Source organism: Pseudomonas fluorescens group sp. PF-69, from assembly GCF_054481235.1.
Map to the genome: position 1 here is coordinate 2,161,166 of NZ_JBTMNC010000001.1, position 19,107 is coordinate 2,180,272.

A 19,107-nucleotide genomic window follows, 5' to 3' on the forward strand; every position below is an offset into this window, starting at 1 on the left:
CTTTTGGCCTTGCAAATGTAGGGGATGCACGATGCACCTCATAGGTAGTAGATGCCACCAAACTGGTGGTGGCACTGGAAGCTTAGCAACTATGTCATCCATTACTCAAATTTGATTACTCATAGCAGACCAAAGGACTTAGTACGTTTTGGAATATGATTCGAGTCTCTGCCTGTACGCTACACTCAATCATGCGCCGATTTCCCATTTGCAGGGGCGTTCGCCAAATACCTGCTAAGTGCGGAGTACCCCGCCATGCCAACCATCATCGTCGTTACCCAGGAAGACCTTCAGGGCTTCAGCAAACCGGGCCTCGACCTAGAGACTGGTCTGATCATTGAGCTGGACCCGGCAGAGCCGGTGCCAGTGCAACTGGAACTGTTAAGCACTGACGTTCGAGGGGATCACAATGCTGCCGCGCATTGCCGTAATTATCTCACCTGATGAATATGATTCCTTCGCCACGCTCATCGGCCACGACTCTGAATTTCCCAAAACCTATGACAAGTGGCTCGAACGCACTACGAAGGAAAACGAGCAATGCCGAGCGCGTGGCGAGTTCATCAATGAGGTGACAATCCACCCGCAGGAATTCGCCGACTGGTGCAAGGCTTCCTGCCTCGATCCCGCCTTCATTCACCTCGGGACATTCGCTGCTGCAAAATCCCATAGGCAGAAGTAGATTCATCCTGCGCCCCAGTCCGATGTCCGGGCTGGGGCTGCTCAACATCAGCGATACAATGCGCACAAGGGCACCCAAAGCGGCTGCGTGTTTTTCGTTCATAAGGTTCCCCTTTGGTTACAGCAACTCAGAGCGACGACGCGCCAGAATACGATCCCTCTGCTCGCCTCGCGGGTCACGTTCTACGGGTCGGCTATGCGCTGCACCTCCGCCTTGCTCGGATGAGCTGCCCGCGTAATTCGTAATGCTGGCTTCCTTGGTTTGCCGGATCAGTTTTTGATTGGCTCGTTCGGCTGGTGTCAGCGGCAAGCCGGCCGCCCACTCGGCTTCCTGTGGTGTCATGGGCTCTGGCGGAAGCATGCCGGGTGCATCGGCGGGTGCCCTCCAAGGCACACCCTGATACATTCGCTGGGGCGGCTCCTCCGGCACGCGCTCGACCAGCGGGGCGTCATGCTCGACAGTAACCGAGGGATCACCGTACAAGGCCGTTGATAATGCAAAAGCAACTCTGACCGCCGCGTCTCTGTCGGACAAATTATTTATCTGTGTGTAATTGTTTATGGTCGAGTCGTCGTCCTTTTGGGGAGCTGGCATAAGGCGGCTCAAAATCTGTGTGTAAAAGATGCTCTTGTTGTCGTGGGCCCACTCCACCATTGCGGCGGTGCCGCCCAGCATCTCAAAAGTAGCCAGTATCGAGCCTGCAAGGTCGGCACTAACGAGCTGCCTCGCCTGCTTATCCAGTGATTTGCCGGCTACCCGGCCACTGCCTGGGATTTTGGGTGACCCCGGTGGGCGTCCTCTGGCCATGTCATTCGTCCAGCAGGTCGACGGTCATGGATTGCAGCTTCCCCGCGTCATCGTGCTTGAGTTCCACCGTGGCGGGTAACGCCCGGTCAGGCTTCGGCAGCTCGCGCAGGTACAGAGACAATGCGCAAATGAGAGCGCGGGCCTCAGCCTGCGGGTCTTTTGAAAAGGTCACAGTGGCCATCACACACCGTCCTGATATTGTCGGGCCTTGCCCAAATAAGGCGGCTCGATAGCGGGTGGTATGGGGGCAATGTCAGCCGGGACCATCCGCACGATCTGGCCGACTTCATTACGCTGGACGCGCCACTGCATGAAGCCCGCGTCCACCATGGCCACACGACCCAGTTCGTCACGCTGGAACTGCAATTCCATGGCTTTTGGTGCTGGAGTCCGGGCCACAGGTGGCAACTGTTTAAAATCAGTCGTTGGCTTCGGCCGATTAAAATCATCAAGCAGCCGCTGCACTTTTGGTGACTGCTGCATGGCTTCACCGACCCGGCGCGAAACTTCATCCGCGATCAGCTGTTCAATCGCTACACCAAGGCCATGGCCACTTTCTGGTACAGGTGCTTGCTCGGGCTGCAAGTTCATTCGGCGCTGTAATATAGCTAACTTGGGGTTCATAATTTGGCCTCCTCAGATTTTGAAGTTTCAGTGATTATGTAGACCCCACCGAAACACTCGCGTGCAGGCCGCCGCCCCAACCCGTGGATGTACTTATGGAAGTAATACGGTGCATCGTACAAGCCGACGTGCCGGATGTAGCAACGCAACAAGCGACCAATAGATCCCCGACCCGCATGCCCACGGAGGCGTTACCCGGAGAGCCGACCCCACAGCCGGCAAAGAAGTTTGCTGCCTCGATGGCGGAGTGGATATGGGTGCTTTCGTAAGTGTAAATTGAACCACCTGACGCGAACCCAAAGTCCAATATTTTACGAACTGGGTTAGTCGATGAATAAGCCATAATGTTTACTCCTTCACAGGTTTAACTTGTTGGCGCTTTTCGCGCTTCAGGCTTTGCTTATGTTTTTGATCAATGCGTTTGGCTTTAGTTGCTTTCATGTTAACTCCCTCGCATGTCGAGCAAGGTCCTGTATCTTGCTTGAAGCTGCGGATCTTTCATATAACGGGCTCTTTCGCTGGGCACTCGCAACATGCGGTCGAATTCAGCCAGTTCTTTTGCGATGCTCGCGCCATCTTGAGGCATGGAAGCACGTCCGATACTAGCGCTATACAAGAACTCGATGGTTTCCACGCAATTCATCATGTGCACCCAACCCGTGGTGAACTGGTCGAAGTGCGCACGCTCTGCTGGGGTTAACTTTTCCAAGTGTGCTTGGGCCAGCGCGATCATATTTTGTGCGGTGTATTGGCCATGTTTGGCGGACAAGGTGTTTAACGTTTGCAGTTGCGCCTTGTCGTTGATCGCGACGACCTTGGAGTAGTCAGAATCAGAAAGCTGACTTAGTGCTGCTTGCGAAGAATTAGGGGCCGTCCTTGGCAATGTCACAGACCCCTCAGTCTGCGATTTTAATTTGGCTGTTACTTTGGCCAGCCAAGTTATGGCGGCGGTGACAAACTGCTGTTTGGCACGCGGTGAACCTGACTGTTCGCTGATGGCGTTAGCAAATGCATGGCCTAACCAATCATCCGCTTCTTTGGGTAGGCGTAAGTTATGGCGCGGTGTTACCTGATAGGGTTTTTTGTTGGCGTTCGCCTGCATAAAGCTGATGGTGGCTTGCACATAGTTGGAGGGATATCCCAACTGGGCGAAGTCATTCATGAACGCGGCGCCCAACTGGCCCAGCATCGCGTCAGCCTGTTGCTGTGTCGTTCCAGTCGGCAGGGCCGTACCGAAAAAGGCGGGGCCCCGGTTTTGCGGTGCCTGCTGGTATTCGTCGAGGTCGGTTCGGCCCCAACTGTTGCCCAGCTCAGGCGCGAACGGGCGAACATCGCCGGAGTAGGGCTGAAGCTCCCCAGCGGCCAGTGTGTCGATTTCGTTGCTCATTTTTTAACCCCCGGACCCCATACGGTCAGATAACCATCGCGGGGGTTGGTAACTTCGATACCGACCCTGTTAAGCGCTGGCGTGACACCAGTGAGGTGTGATTTAACTTCGGCGGCACTTTCACCGGTCATGGGAAGTTCAGCGACTTCCAAGATACGTTCAATCAGCACCGGTTCTTCGGCGACGTAAAAGCCGAAGCGTTCCGTGTTGGTAATTTGGTACAAGGCGCCAATAATTTTTTGCGAAATGGACATGGTTTTATTTCTCACGATATGTTGGGTGATGTGCGCGGCGTTGGGCATAAGTTGTACAGCTGCAAGTAACGCCGATAAAATGTCCATTTAAATTAAAGACTCCTTTGCCTTGGTTGGAGCCGCATCGGCTCTGGCAACTTGATTGCGCATTGCGAGCCAAGGTTTGGCGCAGTATTTGTGCAGCATGGAGTTATGAACGGGCTCGCCGCGAATATCTTTTTCGGGGATAAGTTCAATATGGGCGAGGCGTCTGGCATCTTGTCCGCACCATCTGCAACAGGTATTTGACGGTGGGAAGTGAGCGAGCCGATAACGCATCGCGTCCAGAGTAGGAGGCGTAGCCAGCGAAACTAAACTCCAGTCGCCGACAGTGTTACGCCACAAACCAACATCGTACGTTAGAAGCTCGATGTGGGTTTCCTCCTTGCGCATGTAGTGGGTTAACGTCTCCATGTCGGGCGCCGCGACACCAATAGCGTGGGCGACGAAAGTTGCCATCGTGGTAAGTGGTCCACGATAGCTTATGAATTGAATGGCCGCTTCTTGCAACGCCCGATTAATGATGGGATTGCTCATTTTGTCAGGCTCGCGTGATTCAACAGTTCTTGCAAACAGGCCTCTTGAGACTTGGCGAGGCTTACGATAACAATCCCATCACTGTTCCGGATTGCGCTCCAGCCAGTCTCTGGCCCGGTCCACACAATCTTATGATTAGATGGCAAGCGTTCGCCCACTGCCGACATCAAGGCTGGCAACTGGGAAGAGTAGAGTTTGTGTACTTCACAGTAACCATGGCCGGCCTGTAAAACCAAGTAGCGGCTATAAGTAGTCCGTCCAGTGTCGATAAGAATTAGTTCGTCGTAGGGCTGAAATAAATGAGCCACTGTTGAGTAAAAACTTGATTCCATTAAACGTTCGGGTGCGGTATTGGCCGGGTAAATGATTCGAAATTCGTTACCGGCTGACTCACGTAACTTCACGTCCTTAGACGAGAGCGTGTAGGGGATTCGTGGGCTATCGACGGCTACGTCTGATCTAGACACTTGGGTTACTCCAACTTGTTTGATGTTGGAGTATTTATAACGCTTTGCGTGATTGTTGTACCGGCTGAAACTTAGATACAGTGCTGATGTAAAGTTAGATTTGCATTGTTTTTAAATGGTCGTAAACATACCGCCAGTGCGGGGCGTCTGGCCCTAACAGCTTCGCCAGCCACTTGGCGCGAGCTGTAGGCGTTCCAGTCCACGACACCAACTGCGGCCGATAGCGCTCAACACCAGCGCTGACAGCGGCGCGCTTGCGTGCTGCCTTGGCTTCGCGAGCACGCTGTGCTCTGGCGACCTTGGCCGCAGTTGGTGCAGCCCGGTAGGCGTCTAGGATTGCCAGCACCGTCGCAGCCTCGGCCGGTGGCATGAAACGCTGGATCGCGACGTTGACCGCGTACGTGGAGCCGGCCGTGGTATCGAGGAAGTTCATGTCCGAAACCCCTGCATCTGACGCTGACGATATCCGTTGTGAGCAGTCTTGCTACACGGCTTCCAGGGACGAGTGTCGAAATACGGACCGAACCAACTATCGAGGATCGTTTTGAGCTTCGTTTGCTGCTTCATACCTTCACCAATACCTCGGAGCTACTTCGACACCGTTTGGCCATATTCCGTACCCTGACGTACCTAAAATACGTACCTCGCGGGCTTGGAAGCCGCGCCAGTTGGACATGACACATGGATTCACTATCCGTTTACGATGTTTTTTAGCGCCATCACCGCTGTCGTCGTTGTCGGGGTGGTAATCCGTAGGATTTCTATTTGTGTCATTACTGCTACGGTTTTTATAACAACAAAGAGTTTTTTCTGACCAGTCGGAGAAATAATTCCGCATAGGTTTCACCGGGGAGCAGAGCGGCCCTGACTGCAGCAAGGTCCATAGGGCTGAACCAAAGGGTTCTGGTAGTCCAGCCTTCGGCTCGGCGGTGGTTGTTCAGCTCGCGCATCCGCTTGGCATCCTTGCCACGAGCCCTCGGCCTCACCAACAGATAGTCACTCGCCAACATCGCCTCCGCCTGCGTCGGGCTGTCGATACACCGCACCTGACTTTCACGCACCAGCCGATAGGTTTTCATCGTCTTTCACCAGTCCCCTAAAAACCCGTTTTGGTACTTTGTTAGAAAGTTAAGGCCTTTTTTCTATTAACCCCTAAGAATTGAGTTCTCGTGAGGTTGATATATAAAAGGGGGGTAACTTTCTAACAAAATACTTTAGCTTCCAAAAACCGTTTTTAACCCTGAGAAGCACCTGTACTGCTTTTTCGTGTTGCCCCAGTCGATCAACCGCACTTCCTTTTTTATGCCGGGCCGTTTTTCGACTGCCGCAATAAAATTGTTTTTCCCCAGAGGGAAGTAGCCGCAATCCTTACACCACGTCTGGTAGTCCCTGAACAGTGGGTCGCACGGCTCCCAGTCTTTGGCGTAATGCTCACCCCGCTCGTTGAGAAACTGACCGACGCGATCCTGCTCACTGCGATACTCGGCGCTGGCAATCATCACGGCATCCGGTGGCCTGAGCCCAGTCTGGAACCACGTCACCGCGCCGCGCACTACCCAGGTCAGGATGCCGGGGGCTTCCGCCTTCAACGCCTCACCAAGCCGGTCATCGCGCAAGTGATGGGCAAGACCTTGCGCGACCTCGGCAACGGTGCCGAACGTCACACCGTAGGGAATCAGCATGACCCGGCGCCAGATACCCATGTCCTGCCCCCGGATCTGCGGTTTATGGTTGGTCAGCAGGTTGAGAGTATGGGTCGGTGAAAACTCAAAGAAGTCCTGGCGCATGCCTCGGGCCTTCATCTTTTCGTTGCCGGTTGCGTGCTTGATTCGATCCTCGTTCAGGGCGCCGCCTTCCCCGGATTCGTGCGCCGCTACTAGGCGCATGCCGAACAGGTCGGCGACTTCCGTTGGATGGCGGTTTTGCCCCCCAGCCATCATCAAGCCTGGCGCAGCCGTACCCGCATACGGACCCAGCGCATTGCCGATGGTATCGAACAGCAGCGACTTGCCATTGGCACCGTCGCCGTGGTGTACAGCGAATTTCTGCTCGCTGGTCACGCCGTTGGCGCTATAACCGAACCAGCGTTGCAGGAACTCGGCGAGTGGCTTACGCGCCATGCCCACCTCGCCGGTAATCTCGGCCAGGGTTTTCTCATACAGTGGCGCCCGTGCTTTCGGGTCATAGGCGATGGGGATGCAGCGGGTAATCAAGTCGTCTTTGCTGTGCGGACGCAATTCACCAGTGCGCAAATCAACAGTGCCGTTCGCCACGTTGAGCGCATAAAGATCACAGTCAAGATTATCGGCGGGCACCGACACCAGCCGCCGCAATAGGTTGAAGGCCGCATTCAAGCGGTCCAGCATTTCGGATTTTGCACCCCACTTACGCAAGGCCTTGGCAATCTCCTGGTTTTTCGTCTTTTCTTCGGCGCTGGCGTAGGGCTTGTTTTCCCATTCTGTAGCTTCGGCGCCGATCATGTCCGACAGGGTGCAGGTCATCCGAAACGCGGCGGGTTCATCTTCCCGCCAGTACGCGCCATCCCACACGCGCCATTTACCCGCAGCATGAATGACGCCGCCGCCGACCGCATTTTGCAGACGTACCGCGTTGGCCTGATCGGTGATCAGGTGCTTGGCTTCCAACGGCGCTACGCCAGCGGGTTTTTTCGTTTTTGGTTTCTCGGGTGTGGTAGCGCTATCGGTGTCGGTCATGTTGGTGGCTACCTTGCGATTGCTATTAAAGCCGGTCAGTGCTTCTAGCCTGCCGGGAACGCTCAAGGCCCAGGCGCCTTTTATCTCGGAGTCGGCGAACTTCACTGGGTCAGTATGTTTTTTGAGATAGGTCAGCAGATGTTCGTTATCCAGCACCGACGCCTTGATATCGGGCAGGGTGTAGCCAGCGTGGTCGTTCATCACGGCAATCAGCAGGCCTTGGAAAATCGGGCTGCGCTGGCCTACGGGGATCTCGCCGTTGATCATTTGCCGGTGCTTCGGCAGCAGACCGATAACCCGCGTCAAGTCGAAGGGCGTACCACCGCCAAGATCCAGATTGGCCGCGCGGGTCTTGGCTTCCTTGGCTTGCTCCAACAATCCTGCCAGCAGCGCCAGAGCGTCATCGTCGAGGTGGCTGATAGGCAACCCATTGACGGCTACGCCGGTCACGGTGGCGTACTGTGGCGCGTCACCCGTGTAGATCTCGACGTGGTGGCAGCCAGGGAATGCTATGTGGCCCGCGTTGGCATACTTGGCCGCCCATTCGTCAGGCACCAGTGCATAGGCATGTAACCCGGTGCCGGAGGGTGACGCCTCCCAATAGGTGGGGATCTGGTTCATCAGGGCGAATGCCGGGAGCGCGTCGGCAGCGCCGACAGGATCGAGAACCTTTTCCTCGTACACCCCCGTGTAAGCACCGACGATACCATCCGCGTCAATGATGATCAGGCGCTGGCCGTCGATCACAGTGGTGTTGACGACAACCATGCCGACACCGGTCAGCCGGTTATCGAGGATCTCGCTATCTTGGTATTGAGCGACCAGCTGTTGCGCCTCGGCCCGCGTCATCCAGTGTTCGGGTACGCTTTTAGACAGCCTGCCTAAACCGTTATTTGGTGTTTTGTTGGCGTGCGGCATCCAGATGGGAAGAGCTGACAGCCCTTGGAAAATATCAGGTGCAAGTTGCGCGTTCATACATAACCCCCGTGTTGCGGTGTAGCAGTCGTGGGTTAGGCCTTCTTACTACGCAGGAAGGCGATGAATGCTTCAAGGTCGAACAAAAATTCCTTACCGGGACGCAACACGGCGCCGTACTCGGCCAAGCCGTTGGCTTCACGATTGCGCAAGAGATAGCCGAGGGTTTCTGGCTTCAGGCCCGGCACTTCGACCAGCAATTGCTTGCGGGAAATGATGGTAGGGGTAGTCATGGTGTGAGACTCCATTTTGCTGGAGTCTCAATAATATTCGTGGGGAATTCCCCACCCGACGCTCACCCCTAGGAATCGAGGGGGGCGCGTCTAATGCGATCCAGACGAAGACGGATGGCATCAGGGGTCAGGGTTTCGCCCAGGTGCTCGTAAGCGATGGTCAGGTACTCGATCAGGTCGCCATCGTACCGGTCGTCAATCTCAACCTCACCGCCCGCACGCTCCCAGGCTTGCGCCAGCCCCTGAAGTTCCCGGTCTGGTTCTTCCGGTTCGACTGGCTCGCTCAAGGCGTCGAGGATGAGTTCCACCAGATTGGTATCCTGCATCAACCTCCGAACCTGCTCAGGATCGAGCCCGCGACCGTAGGCGATGCGTTCGGCCAGCCCCCAGTGCAGGTGTGCCCTGGCCCGCAAGGGCAGCGCAGCAATCGCCTTGTGCGCTTGCCTGAGACGACGGTTGGCGTCGGCAGGCTCGGTACTGGCGATCAGCGGCTTCTGCCCCTCCCGGTAGCGCCTCACCTGTTGTGCGGCTGTCAGCGCTTCGATCAACGGCTCAGGTTTTACACCCCACCATTCGGCCCGTTCGCGAAGATCGATCATTCTTTTATCCTCCCGAAAACCTCAGCCATCGCCTTGTCGGCGGCGGCTTGCTTGGTCTTGATGCTGAGGTGGGCGTAACGCGCAGTGGACTGCTGACTGCGATGGCCGAGAATCTGGCCGACTGTGTAGAGGTCAGTGTCAGCGTTGATCAAGCTGGTTGCTGCATCATGCCGCAAGTCGTGAAACCTGAAAGCGACTAGACCGGCTTCCTTTAGCGCTTTGTTCCAGTGTTTGCGAAAGCACAGGGGTTTTTCACCATCAGCACGACCGAACACCAGCCCCTTCGACTTCCTGTGCAACATCAGTGCAGCAATCGCAGGCGCCGGGAACACCAGAACGCGAGGGTCACCGTTCTTCGTGATAGCGAGCGTGGCAGTGCGTTTCTTCAGGTCGATACCTTCCCAGCGCAATGACTGCAATTCTCCCAAGCGCGCGCCGGTGGTCATTGCCAGCATGACCAACAGTTTCAGCAGCGGCCACTCGGAATTATCGCAGGCAGCGAGCAGTGCCTTGCGTTCATCGTCGTCGAGGAAGCGAATCCGCTGGTTGTTTTCTTCCCTACTGGTGATGCCTTTTGCCGGGTTGACGCCGACGTATTCTTCGTCGATGGCGAACTTGAACAGCGCCGACCAAGCCGCTTTGCGCCGATTCACAGTGGCAGGTGCGCGACCCTTGGCATAAGACTTGAGATCAGCCTTGATCAGGCTTTCGGTGATGTCGAGCAGACGTAACTCGCCGTGCGCATCGGCCAGCGACTGGACGCGACCTTTGCGCGAGATATCACGACCCGTCCAAGCTTCCATATAAAGCTCGGCCAGTTTGGCGAGGTTGATTTTGGCTTTGGGATTACCAAGGGCTTCAAGGCGTTGACTATCACGCAGCAGGGCATTGGCCCATGTCGTGGCATCGGTCTTACGAGTGAAGGTCTTAGTGCTGATCAGCTTGTCGCCGTCGCGGATTACAGCCTTGTAGCGTACCCCGGACTGGCGCTGGATTTTGACGAAAGTGGCGTGCATGACAGATCTCCCGAGGCCCGTAGGGGCCAAGCTAGTCGGTCGGCAGGGAAAAGTAGACGTACCTCATCCCGTACCTTGCACGCTTTCGGTTGTTGCGACATCGCAGGTAAACCCTTGATGCTGATGAGAATTTTGGTGGGCCCACACGGACTTGAACCGTGGACCAAAGGATTATGAGTCCTCTGCTCTAACCAACTGAGCTATAGGCCCTCAGTAGGCCGCGGATTATAGCGACGGTTTCGCGGCTGTGCTATCCGAAAAGTCTGAAACGGTTGAACGAAGAAACGTCGCGGCAAATTCGTCGGGGGGCAGGGGCAGGCTGACGATGTAGCCCTGGATCTGCTCGCAGCCTTCGTCGGCCAGAAATTGCTGCTGCGCGTGAGTCTCCACGCCTTCGGCAATCACGGTGAATTGCATGCTGCGGCCGAGGGCGATGATGGCGCGCACGATGGCGGCGTCGTGCGGGTCATCGGGCAGGCCGCGAACGAAGGATTGGTCGATTTTAAGTATGTCCAGAGGCAGGCGCTTGAGGTAGCTCAGTGACGAGTAGCCCGTTCCGAAGTCGTCGATCGCCAGTTGCACGCCCAGATGCTTGAGTTGATGCAGCACCGCCAGCGCTTCCTCGGCCTGGCTCATGATGAAGTTTTCGGTGATTTCCAGTTGCAGGAAACCCGGTTTGAGGTGGTTGTCCTTGAGTAGTTGTTCGATGCGGCCGAGCAGGTTGGGTTGGCGCAACTGAGCGCCCGCCAGGTTGACGGACAGCGGGCCGAGGCCTTCGTAGGTCAGGTTCCATTCGTGCATTTGCCGGCAGGCGGTTTCGAGCACCCAATCGCCGATCTGCAGGATCATGCCGTTTTCTTCGGCCAGGGAGATAAAGTGCTCCGGCGGTACGTCGCCAAAGGTCGGATGGCGCCAGCGAATCAGCGCTTCGGCACCCACCAGGCGATAGTCGTCGAGGCTGATTTTTGGTTGGTAGTAGAGCTGCAGCTCGTTGCGCTCGATGGCGCGACGCAGTTCATGTTCCAGTGCCACTCGCTCACTGGCCTGCGCGGTGAGGTCGCGGGTGTAGCTTTCGACCCGGTTGCGGCCCTTGGCTTTGGAGCGGTACATCGCCGCGTCGGCGTTCTTGATCAGCGTGGCGACATCGCCGCCGTCCTGTGGATAGAGGCTGGTGCCGATGCTGGAGCTGATGAAAAACTCATGCTCACCGGCCTGAAACGGAGCGGTGAAGCAATTAAGCAGTTTGGTGGCGATGTTGTCGGCGTCGCTGGCTTGCTGCAGGCCGGGTAACAGGATGATGAACTCATCGCCGCCCAGGCGCGCCACGGTGTCGATGTCGCGCAGCTGCTCTTTGAGCCGCACGGCAATGCCTTTGAGTAGCAGGTCGCCGACCGGGTGACCGAGGCTGTCGTTGATGTGTTTGAAACGGTCCAGATCCAGGAATAGCACCGCGCCCTGGCCGCCGTTCTCCTTCTGGGTATTGAGGGCGGTCAGCAGGCGGCTTTCGAATAGCGTGCGGTTGGGCAGGCCGGTGAGCGGGTCGTGGTGGGCCTGGTAATCGAGTCTGGCCTGGGCGTGTTTGAGGCTGGAGATGTCAGCGAACACGGCCACGAAGTGGGTGATGAACCTGTCCCGGTTGCGCACGGCGCTGATGGTCAGCCAGCTCGGGTAGAGCTCGCCGTTTTTGCGCCGGTTGGAAATCTCGCCTTGCCAGTGACCTTCGGCGGTCAATTGATGCCACATGGCGGCATAGAACGCGCTGTCATGCAGGCCGGAGGCGAGCAGGCGCGGGGTATGGCCCAGGGCTTCGCTCTCGCTGTAACCGGTGATTTCGGTAAACGCGCGGTTGACGGCGCTGATGTGCTGCTGGGTATCGGTGATCAATACGCCTTCGGCAGTGCTCTCGAATACCGTCGCCGCTTGTTGCAGTTTTTCCTGCATCAGGTGGCGCTCGGTGATGTCCCGGGCGATGGTCAGCATGCAGTCTTCGTCACCAATCGGCAGCGGACGGCTGGACACTTCGCAGAGGCGGATCTGGCCGTCGCTGCGGCGAATATGGCAACTGAAGTCGCGGACAAAGCCGTCGCGGTGCAGCAGGTCGAGCATCTGCTTGCGCTCGTTGAGGTTGACCCAGATCCCCAGATCCAGCGCCGAACGGTCCACCGACATCGCACTGTTGAACCCGGTAATGCGGCTGAACCCCTCGTTGACCTCGATCAGCAGGCCGTCGCTTTGCCGGGACAGCAACAAGCCGTCCGGCGAGGCGTGGAACGCCTTGGCGAATTTCTCTTCGGAGGTTTGCAGTTGTTGCTGGGTTTCCTTGAGCTGGGTGATATCACGCACGACCACCACCAGCGCCGGGGTCGTATCGAGGTCAAAGGGCTCGGCGGAGATCAGGCCGGTAAACACCTGGCCATTGCTGCGACGAAAGGGCATCTCCAGGTTGCGGATGCTGCCGGCCTGCAAGCGCTGCAACAATCCCGGCCCGACGCCGGGTATGCCCCAGATATTGAGGTTGGTGGCTGTCTGGCCGATGACGTCCTCGGCCCGCAGGCCGATCTGTTCTTCGAACGCTTCGTTGACCTCCAGCAGGCAGCCGTCGGAAAGGCGTGCGATCACCAGGATGTCCGGGCATTGCTGGAACACCGAGGCAAATTTCTGCTCCGACAGGCGCAGGGCTTCTTCGGTGCGCTTGGCTTCGCTGATGTCGATCATCAGTCCGCGCATCACCGGTTCGTGGCCATGTTCGATCAGGCTGACGATATCGCGCACCCACAGGCAGCGCCCGTCAGCAGTGATGACCCGGTAATCGAGGCTGTGGTCGCGTCCGGCCAGCACTTCGTGATCACAGAAGTTCTGCGCGCGGGTCAGGTCGGCGGGGTGAATGATGTTGCGCCAGAAGCCGGGAATCAGCCAATGGGACAGCGGATAGCCGAGCAAGGCTTCGGCATGCGGCGACACATAGCTGTAGGTGAAGTCGCTCATCCGCGCTTCCCAGGCGATGGCCGACAGGCTCTCCACCAGCCCGCGGTAATGGTATTCGCTGCTGCGCAGTTCCTGTTCCAGATCGACGCGGCGGGCGATCTCCGAGCTCAGGCGGCGGTTGATCCGGATCACCACGGCCAGCACGATCATCAACAACAGTAAACCCGGCAGGCCGTAGACCAGCAGATCGGACCAGAAAGTCCGATGATCGAGGACGTTGCCTACCCAATGTTCCTGAATGGAACTGATTTCGGCCGGGCTCATGTCTGCCAGAACTTTGTCCAGAATGCCGACCAGCATTTTGTTGTTGCGGGGCACGCCCATGGCCAATTGATAGCGATAGGGGGTCTCGCCGCTGACGTAGAGGCCGTCCAGCTTGAGCTGGCGCAGGCTCCAGACGCTGGAGGCAAGGTCGCCGACCACGGCGTCCACTTCGTCGGTGGCCAGTGCCTGCAAGGCCGAGCTGACGTTGGGCATCGCCACCAGATTCAAATCGGGGTTGTGGGTGCGTAACAATTCGTGGGGCGCGTAGTTTTCCACCACGGCAATTTTCAGCCCGTACAAGTCCTCGATTTTGCGTGGCTGGGGGCCTCCGACATGGGCCAGGATGACAATCGGGAAATCCAGATAGGGGCGGGTGAATGACAGGTAACTCTGGCGTTCCGGGGTCGACATGATGCCTGGCAAGAGATCCAGCTTGCCTTGTTTGGCTTGCTCCAGCACGACTGTCCAGCTGACCGGCTCGATAGGCGTCAGTTCAACCGCCAGGCGCCGGCGGATCAGGTCGATGTAGTCTGCCGCAAGGCCCTGATAGCGGCCCTGTTCGTCGCGAAACTCAAAGGGCGGCCATGATGCATCGACACCCAGGCGCAGGTCCGGGTGGGCCACAAGCCAGCTACGTTCTTCGTCGGTCAGAGTCAGCGCGCCAGCCGTTGCGGTCCAGGTCATCAGCGACAGCAAAAAAAACACGGTCGGCAGTCTGGGCATAACGGTCTCGTTATGGCTCGGGGGAATGCTTCGAGTGTAGACGGGCAAATCGGCGGGAGGGGTAGCGCGGGGGATTTAATCTGTAGAAAGCAAAACCCCCGGCCTGGGCCGGGGGTTCTTTGATCACTCGTCGAGGAAGGAGCGCAGATGCTCGCTTCTCGTCGGGTGGCGCAGCTTGCGCAACGCCTTGGCTTCGATCTGACGAATCCGTTCACGGGTCACGTCGAACTGTTTACCAACCTCCTCGAGGGTGTGGTCGGTATTCATGTCGATACCGAAGCGCATGCGCAGAACCTTGGCTTCACGGGCAGTGAGGCCGGAGAGTACTTCGCGAGTCGCTTCTTTAAGGCTCTCAACGGTGGCAACATCGATTGGCGACTGCATGGTCGAGTCTTCGATGAAGTCACCCAGATGGGAGTCTTCGTCATCACCGATCGGGGTTTCCATGGAGATCGGCTCTTTAGCGATCTTCAATACCTTGCGGATCTTGTCCTCAGGCATCTCCATGCGTTCGCCCAGCTCTTCCGGGGTCGGTTCACGACCCATTTCCTGCAGCATCTGACGGGAAATGCGGTTGAGCTTGTTGATCGTCTCGATCATGTGCACCGGAATACGGATGGTGCGGGCCTGGTCGGCGATCGAGCGAGTGATCGCCTGACGGATCCACCAGGTGGCATAAGTCGAGAATTTGTAGCCGCGGCGGTATTCAAACTTGTCTACCGCTTTCATCAAACCGATGTTGCCTTCCTGGATCAGGTCGAGGAATTGCAGGCCACGGTTGGTGTACTTCTTGGCGATGGAGATCACCAGACGCAAGTTCGCTTCAACCATCTCTTTCTTCGCGCGGCGGGCCTTGGCCTCACCGATCGACATGCGACGGTTGATGTCCTTGATCTCGGCGATCGTCAAACCGGTTTCGGTTTCCAGCGCGGTCAGCTTTTGCTGGCAGCGAATGATGTCCGGCTGCAGGCGACCAATGGCTTCAGCGTATTTGCTTTTGCCTTTGGCCAGCGCGTCGGACCAGCTTTCGTCGACTTCGTTGCCCGGGAAATGGCGCAGGAAATCGGCGCGCGGCATGCGCGCATCACGAACGCAGAGCTGCATGATTGCGCGCTCTTGCTGACGCAGGCGATCCAGAGCACTGCGTACACGCTCCACCAGGCCTTCGAATTGCTTCGGCACCAGTTTGATCGGCATGAACAGGTCGGCCAGGGCCAACAGTTCGGCAATCGCCGCCTTGTTGTGGCGACCGTGCTTTTTCAGGGCCTTGCGGGTGATTTCCATCTGATCGGCAACAGCGCCAAAGCGCTGTGCAGCGATGATCGGATCCGGACCGCTTTCGGCTTCTTCCTCGTCGTCCGAAGCTTCGGCGTCATCATCGTCGGAATCGTCGTCCGCTTTCACGGCTTTCGGATCGATCGGTGGTGGCACTTCGGCAGCAGGCGGCGCAATGCCGTCGTCCGGGTCGATATAACCGCTCAGGACGTCGGACAGGCGACCACCTTCGGAGGTGACGCGGGTGTACTCGGAGAGAATATGGTCAACCGTGCCAGGGAAGTGCGCGATTGCGCCCATCACTTCACGGATGCCCTCTTCAATACGTTTGGCGATTTCGATTTCGCCTTCACGTGTGAGGAGCTCTACAGTACCCATTTCGCGCATGTACATGCGCACCGGGTCGGTAGTGCGACCAATGTCGGTCTCGACCGCTGCCAGCGCTGCTGCTGCCTCTTCGGCCGCGGCTTCGTCGGTATCGGCGTCGGCCAGCATAAGGGAATCCTTATCTGGCGCAACCTCGAATACGTTGATCCCCATGTCGTTGATCATGCGGATGATGTCTTCCACCTGTTCCGGATCTGAAATATCCTCCGGCAGGTGGTCGTTGACCTCCGCGTAAGTCAGGTAGCCCTGCTCACGACCAAGTGTGATCAACTCTTTGATACGAGACTGCTGTTGCGCTTTTCCGGACATAACACCCTATCCACTGAAGGTCTTGGCGGGCAAAAAACAAGCCGAGGATTATACCTGAGCTATGACCTCACGCGCCAGTTGAGGTCGGGTTTGGTACAGCCATATTGCGTTTTAATAGGTCGCGCATCTGATTTGCGATCTGATTTGCTTCCTCGGCAGTCAATCCTGGCTGCTTCGCTTTCCTGATGAGTTCTTCCAGGCTATCGGTGTGTTGACCCGCTGATAACCTAGTAATGGTGTCTAAAAACTGTTGTTCAAGGTTGTCGCCGTCAATCAGCCATTCCTTTTCAGCCAGGGCCTTCAGCAAGCGTCCCTGTTCAGTGCCGTGCCAGCGAGCCATTAACTGAATAGAGTTTAGCTTAGGGTTTTTTTGCACAGCCTCGATGAGGGCTACCAGCAATTGCCCATAAGTGCTGCTTTCATTGGCGAAGTGGTTGGCGGTTTCGACTTTGCCAGCCAGTTGCGGATGATGAATGAGCGTACGCAACGCAATGAGTGTAGGTGCTTCGACGGCAATGGGTTTGCGCGGGGCACTCTGTTGATCGCGATCGCCGCCACGCTTGCCGTTCTTGTCCCAGGGTTTTTTGTCCCATTTCTTGCCGCCGGCACCGGGCTTCTTCGGTGTCCATTCCTGTTGCGGCACATACATTTCTTGCGATTGCGGCTGATGATAGTCGCTGTAATCAGGCATCGCGTCGTAATCGATACCCGGGTCATAGGCGGGCGGCGCCTCGTGTGGCGCGCTTTGCGCCAGTTGGCTGACCGTTTCGCTGCTCAGGCCGGTAATTTCGGTCAGGCGCTGGCGCATCAGAATGCGCAGGTTGGCTCCCGGCACCTTGTCGATCAGCGGCGCTGCGAGGGTGGCCATGTGGGCCTTGCCTTCGAGGGAGCGCGGGTCCGATTCTTCCGTCAGCTGTTGAAAGAAATAATCTGCCAATGGCTGGGCGTGCTGGTTGATCCGTGCGCGGAAAGCGTCGGTGCCCTCGGAGCGCACCAGCGTATCCGGGTCTTCGCCTTCGGGCAGGAACAGGAAGCGGGCCCGTCGCCCATCCTGCAGGCTTGGCAGGGTGGCTTCCAGTGCACGCCACGCGGCGTTGCGACCCGCCTGGTCGCCGTCGAAGCAAAACAGCACGCTGGGCACGACACGGAACAGTCGCTTCAGGTGTTCTTCGCTGGTCGCGGTACCCAGGGTGGCGACAGCATTGCGCAGGCCTTGCTGGGCGAGGGCGATGACGTCCATGTAGCCTTCGACGACGATGATTTCGTCGAGGTTGCGGTTGTTCTTGCGGGCTTCGTACAGGCCGTAGAGTTCCTGGCCTTTATGGAATACCGGGGTTTCCGGCGAGTTCAGGTATTTCGGTTTATCGTCGCCCAATACCCGGCCGCCGAAGGCAATGACGCGCCCGCGACTGTCGCGGATCGGGAACATCACGCGGTCGCGGAAGCGATCATAGCGTTTGCCGGTTTCGGCGTTCTCGATCAACAGGCCGGCATCGATCATGGCTTTCTGCTGCAGGGTGTCGCTGCTCAAGTGCTTGAACAGGTTGTCCCAGCCAGGCGGCGCGAAGCCGAGGCCGAAGTCGCGGGCGATTTCGCCGGTCAGGCCGCGACCTTTCAGGTAGTCCACTGCAGCTTTGCGCGATGGGTGGCTCTTCAGGGCCTGGCGGTAAAAGTCGGCAGCGGCGGTGAGCAGCGGATACAGCGGCGAATCAGTCGGCTGGCGCGGCTTGTGCGCGCGGCCGCTTTCTTCCCGTGGAACTTCCATGCCGGCCGCCTTGGCCAGATCTTCGACAGCCTGGACGAAATCCAGGTTGTCGTGGTCCATGATGAAGCCCAGGGCATTGCCGCCGGCGCCGCAGCCGAAGCAGTAATAGAACTGCTTGTCGGGGCTGACGCTGAATGACGGGGTTTTTTCTTTGTGGAACGGGCAGCAGGCGGTGTAGTTCTTGCCGGCTTTTTTCATTTGCAGGCGCGAGCTGACCACATCGACGATGTCGGTGCGGTTCAGAAGGTCGTCAATGAAGCTCTGGGGAATTAGCCCGGCCATGGCGTTCTCGTCATCTGCGCTGATTGGGTCCGAAACGAAGGGTAGTCGAACGAAGGTCATTGTTTGAGGCGCACAAGATGGGCGGCTCGACCGGTGTCGTCTGCGTAATCGCTATCGGGAAATGTATCTGCCGAAAATCCCCTGACGTTAATGCCAATCAGTATTCGACTTTTTGAAAGTGTTGCGCTGAATCCGGCTGCGGCCAGTCATGGGCCTCGGATAGCTCATCATTTGCACGCGTGAGGTGCCTTGGGCTGATCGTCGTGAGAGGAATCAGTGGGTGTGCTCGTCAGTAGCCTTGAAAGGCTCGTCAGAAAAGACGTGCACCGCTGGCAAAAGAGCCAGGTCTGACGCGATGAAGCAGATTTGTCTCGGTCGCGTCTGCGGCTTCGACGGTGAAGCATCAAGCGTTTTACGCAAATGCCATTAGCCCGGCAAAGAGCCGGGCTTGGCAGAAGCTTGCTACGATCGTCTGTGTATTAGTACAGACGAACGGCGCGGCGCTGTTCGCGCTGAACTTTCTTGGCGTGACGCTTAACAGCGGCTGCTGCTTTGCGCTTACGCTCAGAAGTTGGCTTCTCGTAAAATTCGCGGCTACGAACTTCAGCCAGTACACCGGCTTTTTCGCAGGAGCGCTTGAAACGACGCAGAGCTACGTCGAAGGGTTCGTTCTCTTTTACTTTGACGGCTGGCATCCAGAGCTACCTTCATTCATTACCGGGGTCAACATCCTCGCGGCAAAAGAGCACTTGAAGACGTCGGTTTTTAAGGGTTGCGGATGTT

Annotated in this window: 18 protein-coding genes and 1 tRNA gene; 1 reads left to right on the plus strand and 18 read right to left on the minus strand. The window is 57.3% G+C overall.

Annotated features, from left to right (window positions below):
* The first annotated feature begins 255 nt into the window (after positions 1-255).
* A complete protein-coding gene (locus ACX3YF_RS09880) occupies positions 256-444 on the plus strand; it encodes a hypothetical protein (RefSeq protein ID WP_458973686.1) in 189 nt (62 codons plus the stop codon).
* On the opposite strand, the gene ACX3YF_RS09885 is transcribed toward ACX3YF_RS09880, so the two are convergent.
* The 18 genes from ACX3YF_RS09885 to rpsU form a co-directional block, all read right to left on the minus strand.
* Positions 437-784: a hypothetical protein gene (locus ACX3YF_RS09885; RefSeq protein ID WP_458973687.1), complete on the minus strand. Its 348-nt coding sequence runs from the start codon at positions 782-784 to the stop codon at positions 437-439. The two genes, ACX3YF_RS09880 and ACX3YF_RS09885, sit on opposite strands and share 8 nt — an antisense overlap.
* 15 nt (positions 785-799) lie before the next feature.
* Complete coding sequence (locus tag ACX3YF_RS09890) at positions 800-1,489, minus strand: hypothetical protein (RefSeq protein ID WP_458973688.1); 690 nt, start codon at positions 1,487-1,489, stop codon at positions 800-802.
* Between the two features lies 1 nt (position 1,490).
* Positions 1,491-1,670, minus strand: a complete 180-nt coding sequence (locus tag ACX3YF_RS09895; RefSeq protein ID WP_458973689.1) for a hypothetical protein — start codon at positions 1,668-1,670, stop codon at positions 1,491-1,493.
* Positions 1,670-2,113, minus strand: coding sequence for a hypothetical protein (locus tag ACX3YF_RS09900; RefSeq protein ID WP_458973690.1), 444 nt, complete (start codon positions 2,111-2,113; stop codon positions 1,670-1,672). Before ACX3YF_RS09900 ends, ACX3YF_RS09895 begins: the two co-directional genes overlap by 1 nt.
* Positions 2,114-2,555: 442 nt before the next feature.
* Positions 2,556-3,500 carry a hypothetical protein gene (locus tag ACX3YF_RS09905; RefSeq protein WP_458973691.1) on the minus strand — a complete coding sequence of 315 codons (945 nt, stop codon included), beginning with the start codon at positions 3,498-3,500 and terminating at the stop codon, positions 2,556-2,558.
* A complete protein-coding gene (locus ACX3YF_RS09910; protein WP_458973692.1) occupies positions 3,497-3,841 on the minus strand; it encodes a hypothetical protein in 345 nt (114 codons plus the stop codon). The genes ACX3YF_RS09905 and ACX3YF_RS09910 overlap by 4 nt, the downstream gene beginning before the upstream one ends.
* Positions 3,842-4,330, minus strand: a complete 489-nt coding sequence (locus ACX3YF_RS09915) for a hypothetical protein (RefSeq protein ID WP_458973693.1) — start codon at positions 4,328-4,330, stop codon at positions 3,842-3,844.
* A 561-nt stretch (positions 4,331-4,891) separates the two neighbouring features.
* Complete coding sequence (locus tag ACX3YF_RS09920; protein WP_458973694.1) at positions 4,892-5,230, minus strand: hypothetical protein; 339 nt, start codon at positions 5,228-5,230, stop codon at positions 4,892-4,894.
* A gap of 355 nt (positions 5,231-5,585) precedes the next feature.
* Entirely contained in the window at positions 5,586-5,876 is a 291-nt protein-coding gene (locus ACX3YF_RS09925) for a hypothetical protein (protein WP_458973695.1), read from the minus strand.
* Positions 5,877-6,011: 135 nt separating this feature from the next.
* Positions 6,012-8,486, minus strand: a complete 2,475-nt coding sequence (locus ACX3YF_RS09930; RefSeq protein ID WP_458973696.1) for a DNA primase family protein — start codon at positions 8,484-8,486, stop codon at positions 6,012-6,014.
* 35 nt (positions 8,487-8,521) lie between these two features.
* The gene (locus ACX3YF_RS09935) at positions 8,522-8,719 is read right to left on the minus strand and encodes a hypothetical protein (RefSeq protein WP_103404105.1); all 198 of its coding nucleotides are present in this window, start codon (positions 8,717-8,719) and stop codon (positions 8,522-8,524) included.
* Between the two features lie 68 nt (positions 8,720-8,787).
* Complete coding sequence (locus tag ACX3YF_RS09940; RefSeq protein ID WP_458973697.1) at positions 8,788-9,318, minus strand: hypothetical protein; 531 nt, start codon at positions 9,316-9,318, stop codon at positions 8,788-8,790.
* Positions 9,315-10,334, minus strand: coding sequence for a tyrosine-type recombinase/integrase (locus tag ACX3YF_RS09945; protein ID WP_458973698.1), 1,020 nt, complete (start codon positions 10,332-10,334; stop codon positions 9,315-9,317). The genes ACX3YF_RS09940 and ACX3YF_RS09945 overlap by 4 nt, the downstream gene beginning before the upstream one ends.
* A 133-nt stretch (positions 10,335-10,467) precedes the next feature.
* Positions 10,468-10,544 (minus strand) — tRNA-Ile (locus ACX3YF_RS09950).
* 15 nt (positions 10,545-10,559) lie between these two features.
* The gene (locus ACX3YF_RS09955) at positions 10,560-14,306 is read right to left on the minus strand and encodes a bifunctional diguanylate cyclase/phosphodiesterase (protein WP_458973699.1); all 3,747 of its coding nucleotides are present in this window, start codon (positions 14,304-14,306) and stop codon (positions 10,560-10,562) included.
* Positions 14,307-14,429: 123 nt separating this feature from the next.
* Positions 14,430-16,277 (minus strand): RNA polymerase sigma factor RpoD, encoded by a 1,848-nt coding sequence (gene rpoD / locus ACX3YF_RS09960; protein WP_458973700.1) that lies wholly within the window; start codon positions 16,275-16,277, stop codon positions 14,430-14,432.
* Between the two features lie 67 nt (positions 16,278-16,344).
* Positions 16,345-18,324, minus strand: a complete 1,980-nt coding sequence (dnaG, locus tag ACX3YF_RS09965; protein ID WP_047534172.1) for a DNA primase — start codon at positions 18,322-18,324, stop codon at positions 16,345-16,347.
* Positions 18,325-18,803: 479 nt separating this feature from the next.
* The gene (rpsU, locus tag ACX3YF_RS09970) at positions 18,804-19,019 is read right to left on the minus strand and encodes a 30S ribosomal protein S21 (protein ID WP_002551877.1); all 216 of its coding nucleotides are present in this window, start codon (positions 19,017-19,019) and stop codon (positions 18,804-18,806) included.
* Positions 19,020-19,107 lie beyond the last annotated feature (88 nt).

Bases quoted from the DNA above. Each gene is read 5' to 3' on its own strand.
- ACX3YF_RS09880 (WP_458973686.1), top strand. From the start codon at position 256: ATGCCAACCATCATCGTCGTTACCCAGGAAGACCTTCAGGGCTTCAGC.
- ACX3YF_RS09885 (WP_458973687.1), bottom strand. From the start codon at position 784: ATGAACGAAAAACACGCAGCCGCTTTGGGTGCCCTTGTGCGCATTGTA.
- ACX3YF_RS09890 (WP_458973688.1), bottom strand. From the start codon at position 1,489: ATGGCCAGAGGACGCCCACCGGGGTCACCCAAAATCCCAGGCAGTGGC.
- ACX3YF_RS09895 (WP_458973689.1), bottom strand. From the start codon at position 1,670: ATGGCCACTGTGACCTTTTCAAAAGACCCGCAGGCTGAGGCCCGCGCT.
- ACX3YF_RS09900 (WP_458973690.1), bottom strand. From the start codon at position 2,113: ATGAACCCCAAGTTAGCTATATTACAGCGCCGAATGAACTTGCAGCCC.
- ACX3YF_RS09905 (WP_458973691.1), bottom strand. From the start codon at position 3,500: ATGAGCAACGAAATCGACACACTGGCCGCTGGGGAGCTTCAGCCCTAC.
- ACX3YF_RS09910 (WP_458973692.1), bottom strand. From the start codon at position 3,841: ATGGACATTTTATCGGCGTTACTTGCAGCTGTACAACTTATGCCCAAC.
- ACX3YF_RS09915 (WP_458973693.1), bottom strand. From the start codon at position 4,330: ATGAGCAATCCCATCATTAATCGGGCGTTGCAAGAAGCGGCCATTCAA.
- ACX3YF_RS09920 (WP_458973694.1), bottom strand. From the start codon at position 5,230: ATGAACTTCCTCGATACCACGGCCGGCTCCACGTACGCGGTCAACGTC.
- ACX3YF_RS09925 (WP_458973695.1), bottom strand. From the start codon at position 5,876: ATGAAAACCTATCGGCTGGTGCGTGAAAGTCAGGTGCGGTGTATCGAC.
- ACX3YF_RS09930 (WP_458973696.1), bottom strand. From the start codon at position 8,486: ATGAACGCGCAACTTGCACCTGATATTTTCCAAGGGCTGTCAGCTCTT.
- ACX3YF_RS09935 (WP_103404105.1), bottom strand. From the start codon at position 8,719: ATGACTACCCCTACCATCATTTCCCGCAAGCAATTGCTGGTCGAAGTG.
- ACX3YF_RS09940 (WP_458973697.1), bottom strand. From the start codon at position 9,318: ATGATCGATCTTCGCGAACGGGCCGAATGGTGGGGTGTAAAACCTGAG.
- ACX3YF_RS09945 (WP_458973698.1), bottom strand. From the start codon at position 10,334: ATGCACGCCACTTTCGTCAAAATCCAGCGCCAGTCCGGGGTACGCTAC.
- ACX3YF_RS09955 (WP_458973699.1), bottom strand. From the start codon at position 14,306: ATGCCCAGACTGCCGACCGTGTTTTTTTTGCTGTCGCTGATGACCTGG.
- rpoD (WP_458973700.1), bottom strand. From the start codon at position 16,277: ATGTCCGGAAAAGCGCAACAGCAGTCTCGTATCAAAGAGTTGATCACA.
- dnaG (WP_047534172.1), bottom strand. From the start codon at position 18,324: ATGGCCGGGCTAATTCCCCAGAGCTTCATTGACGACCTTCTGAACCGC.
- rpsU (WP_002551877.1), bottom strand. From the start codon at position 19,019: ATGCCAGCCGTCAAAGTAAAAGAGAACGAACCCTTCGACGTAGCTCTG.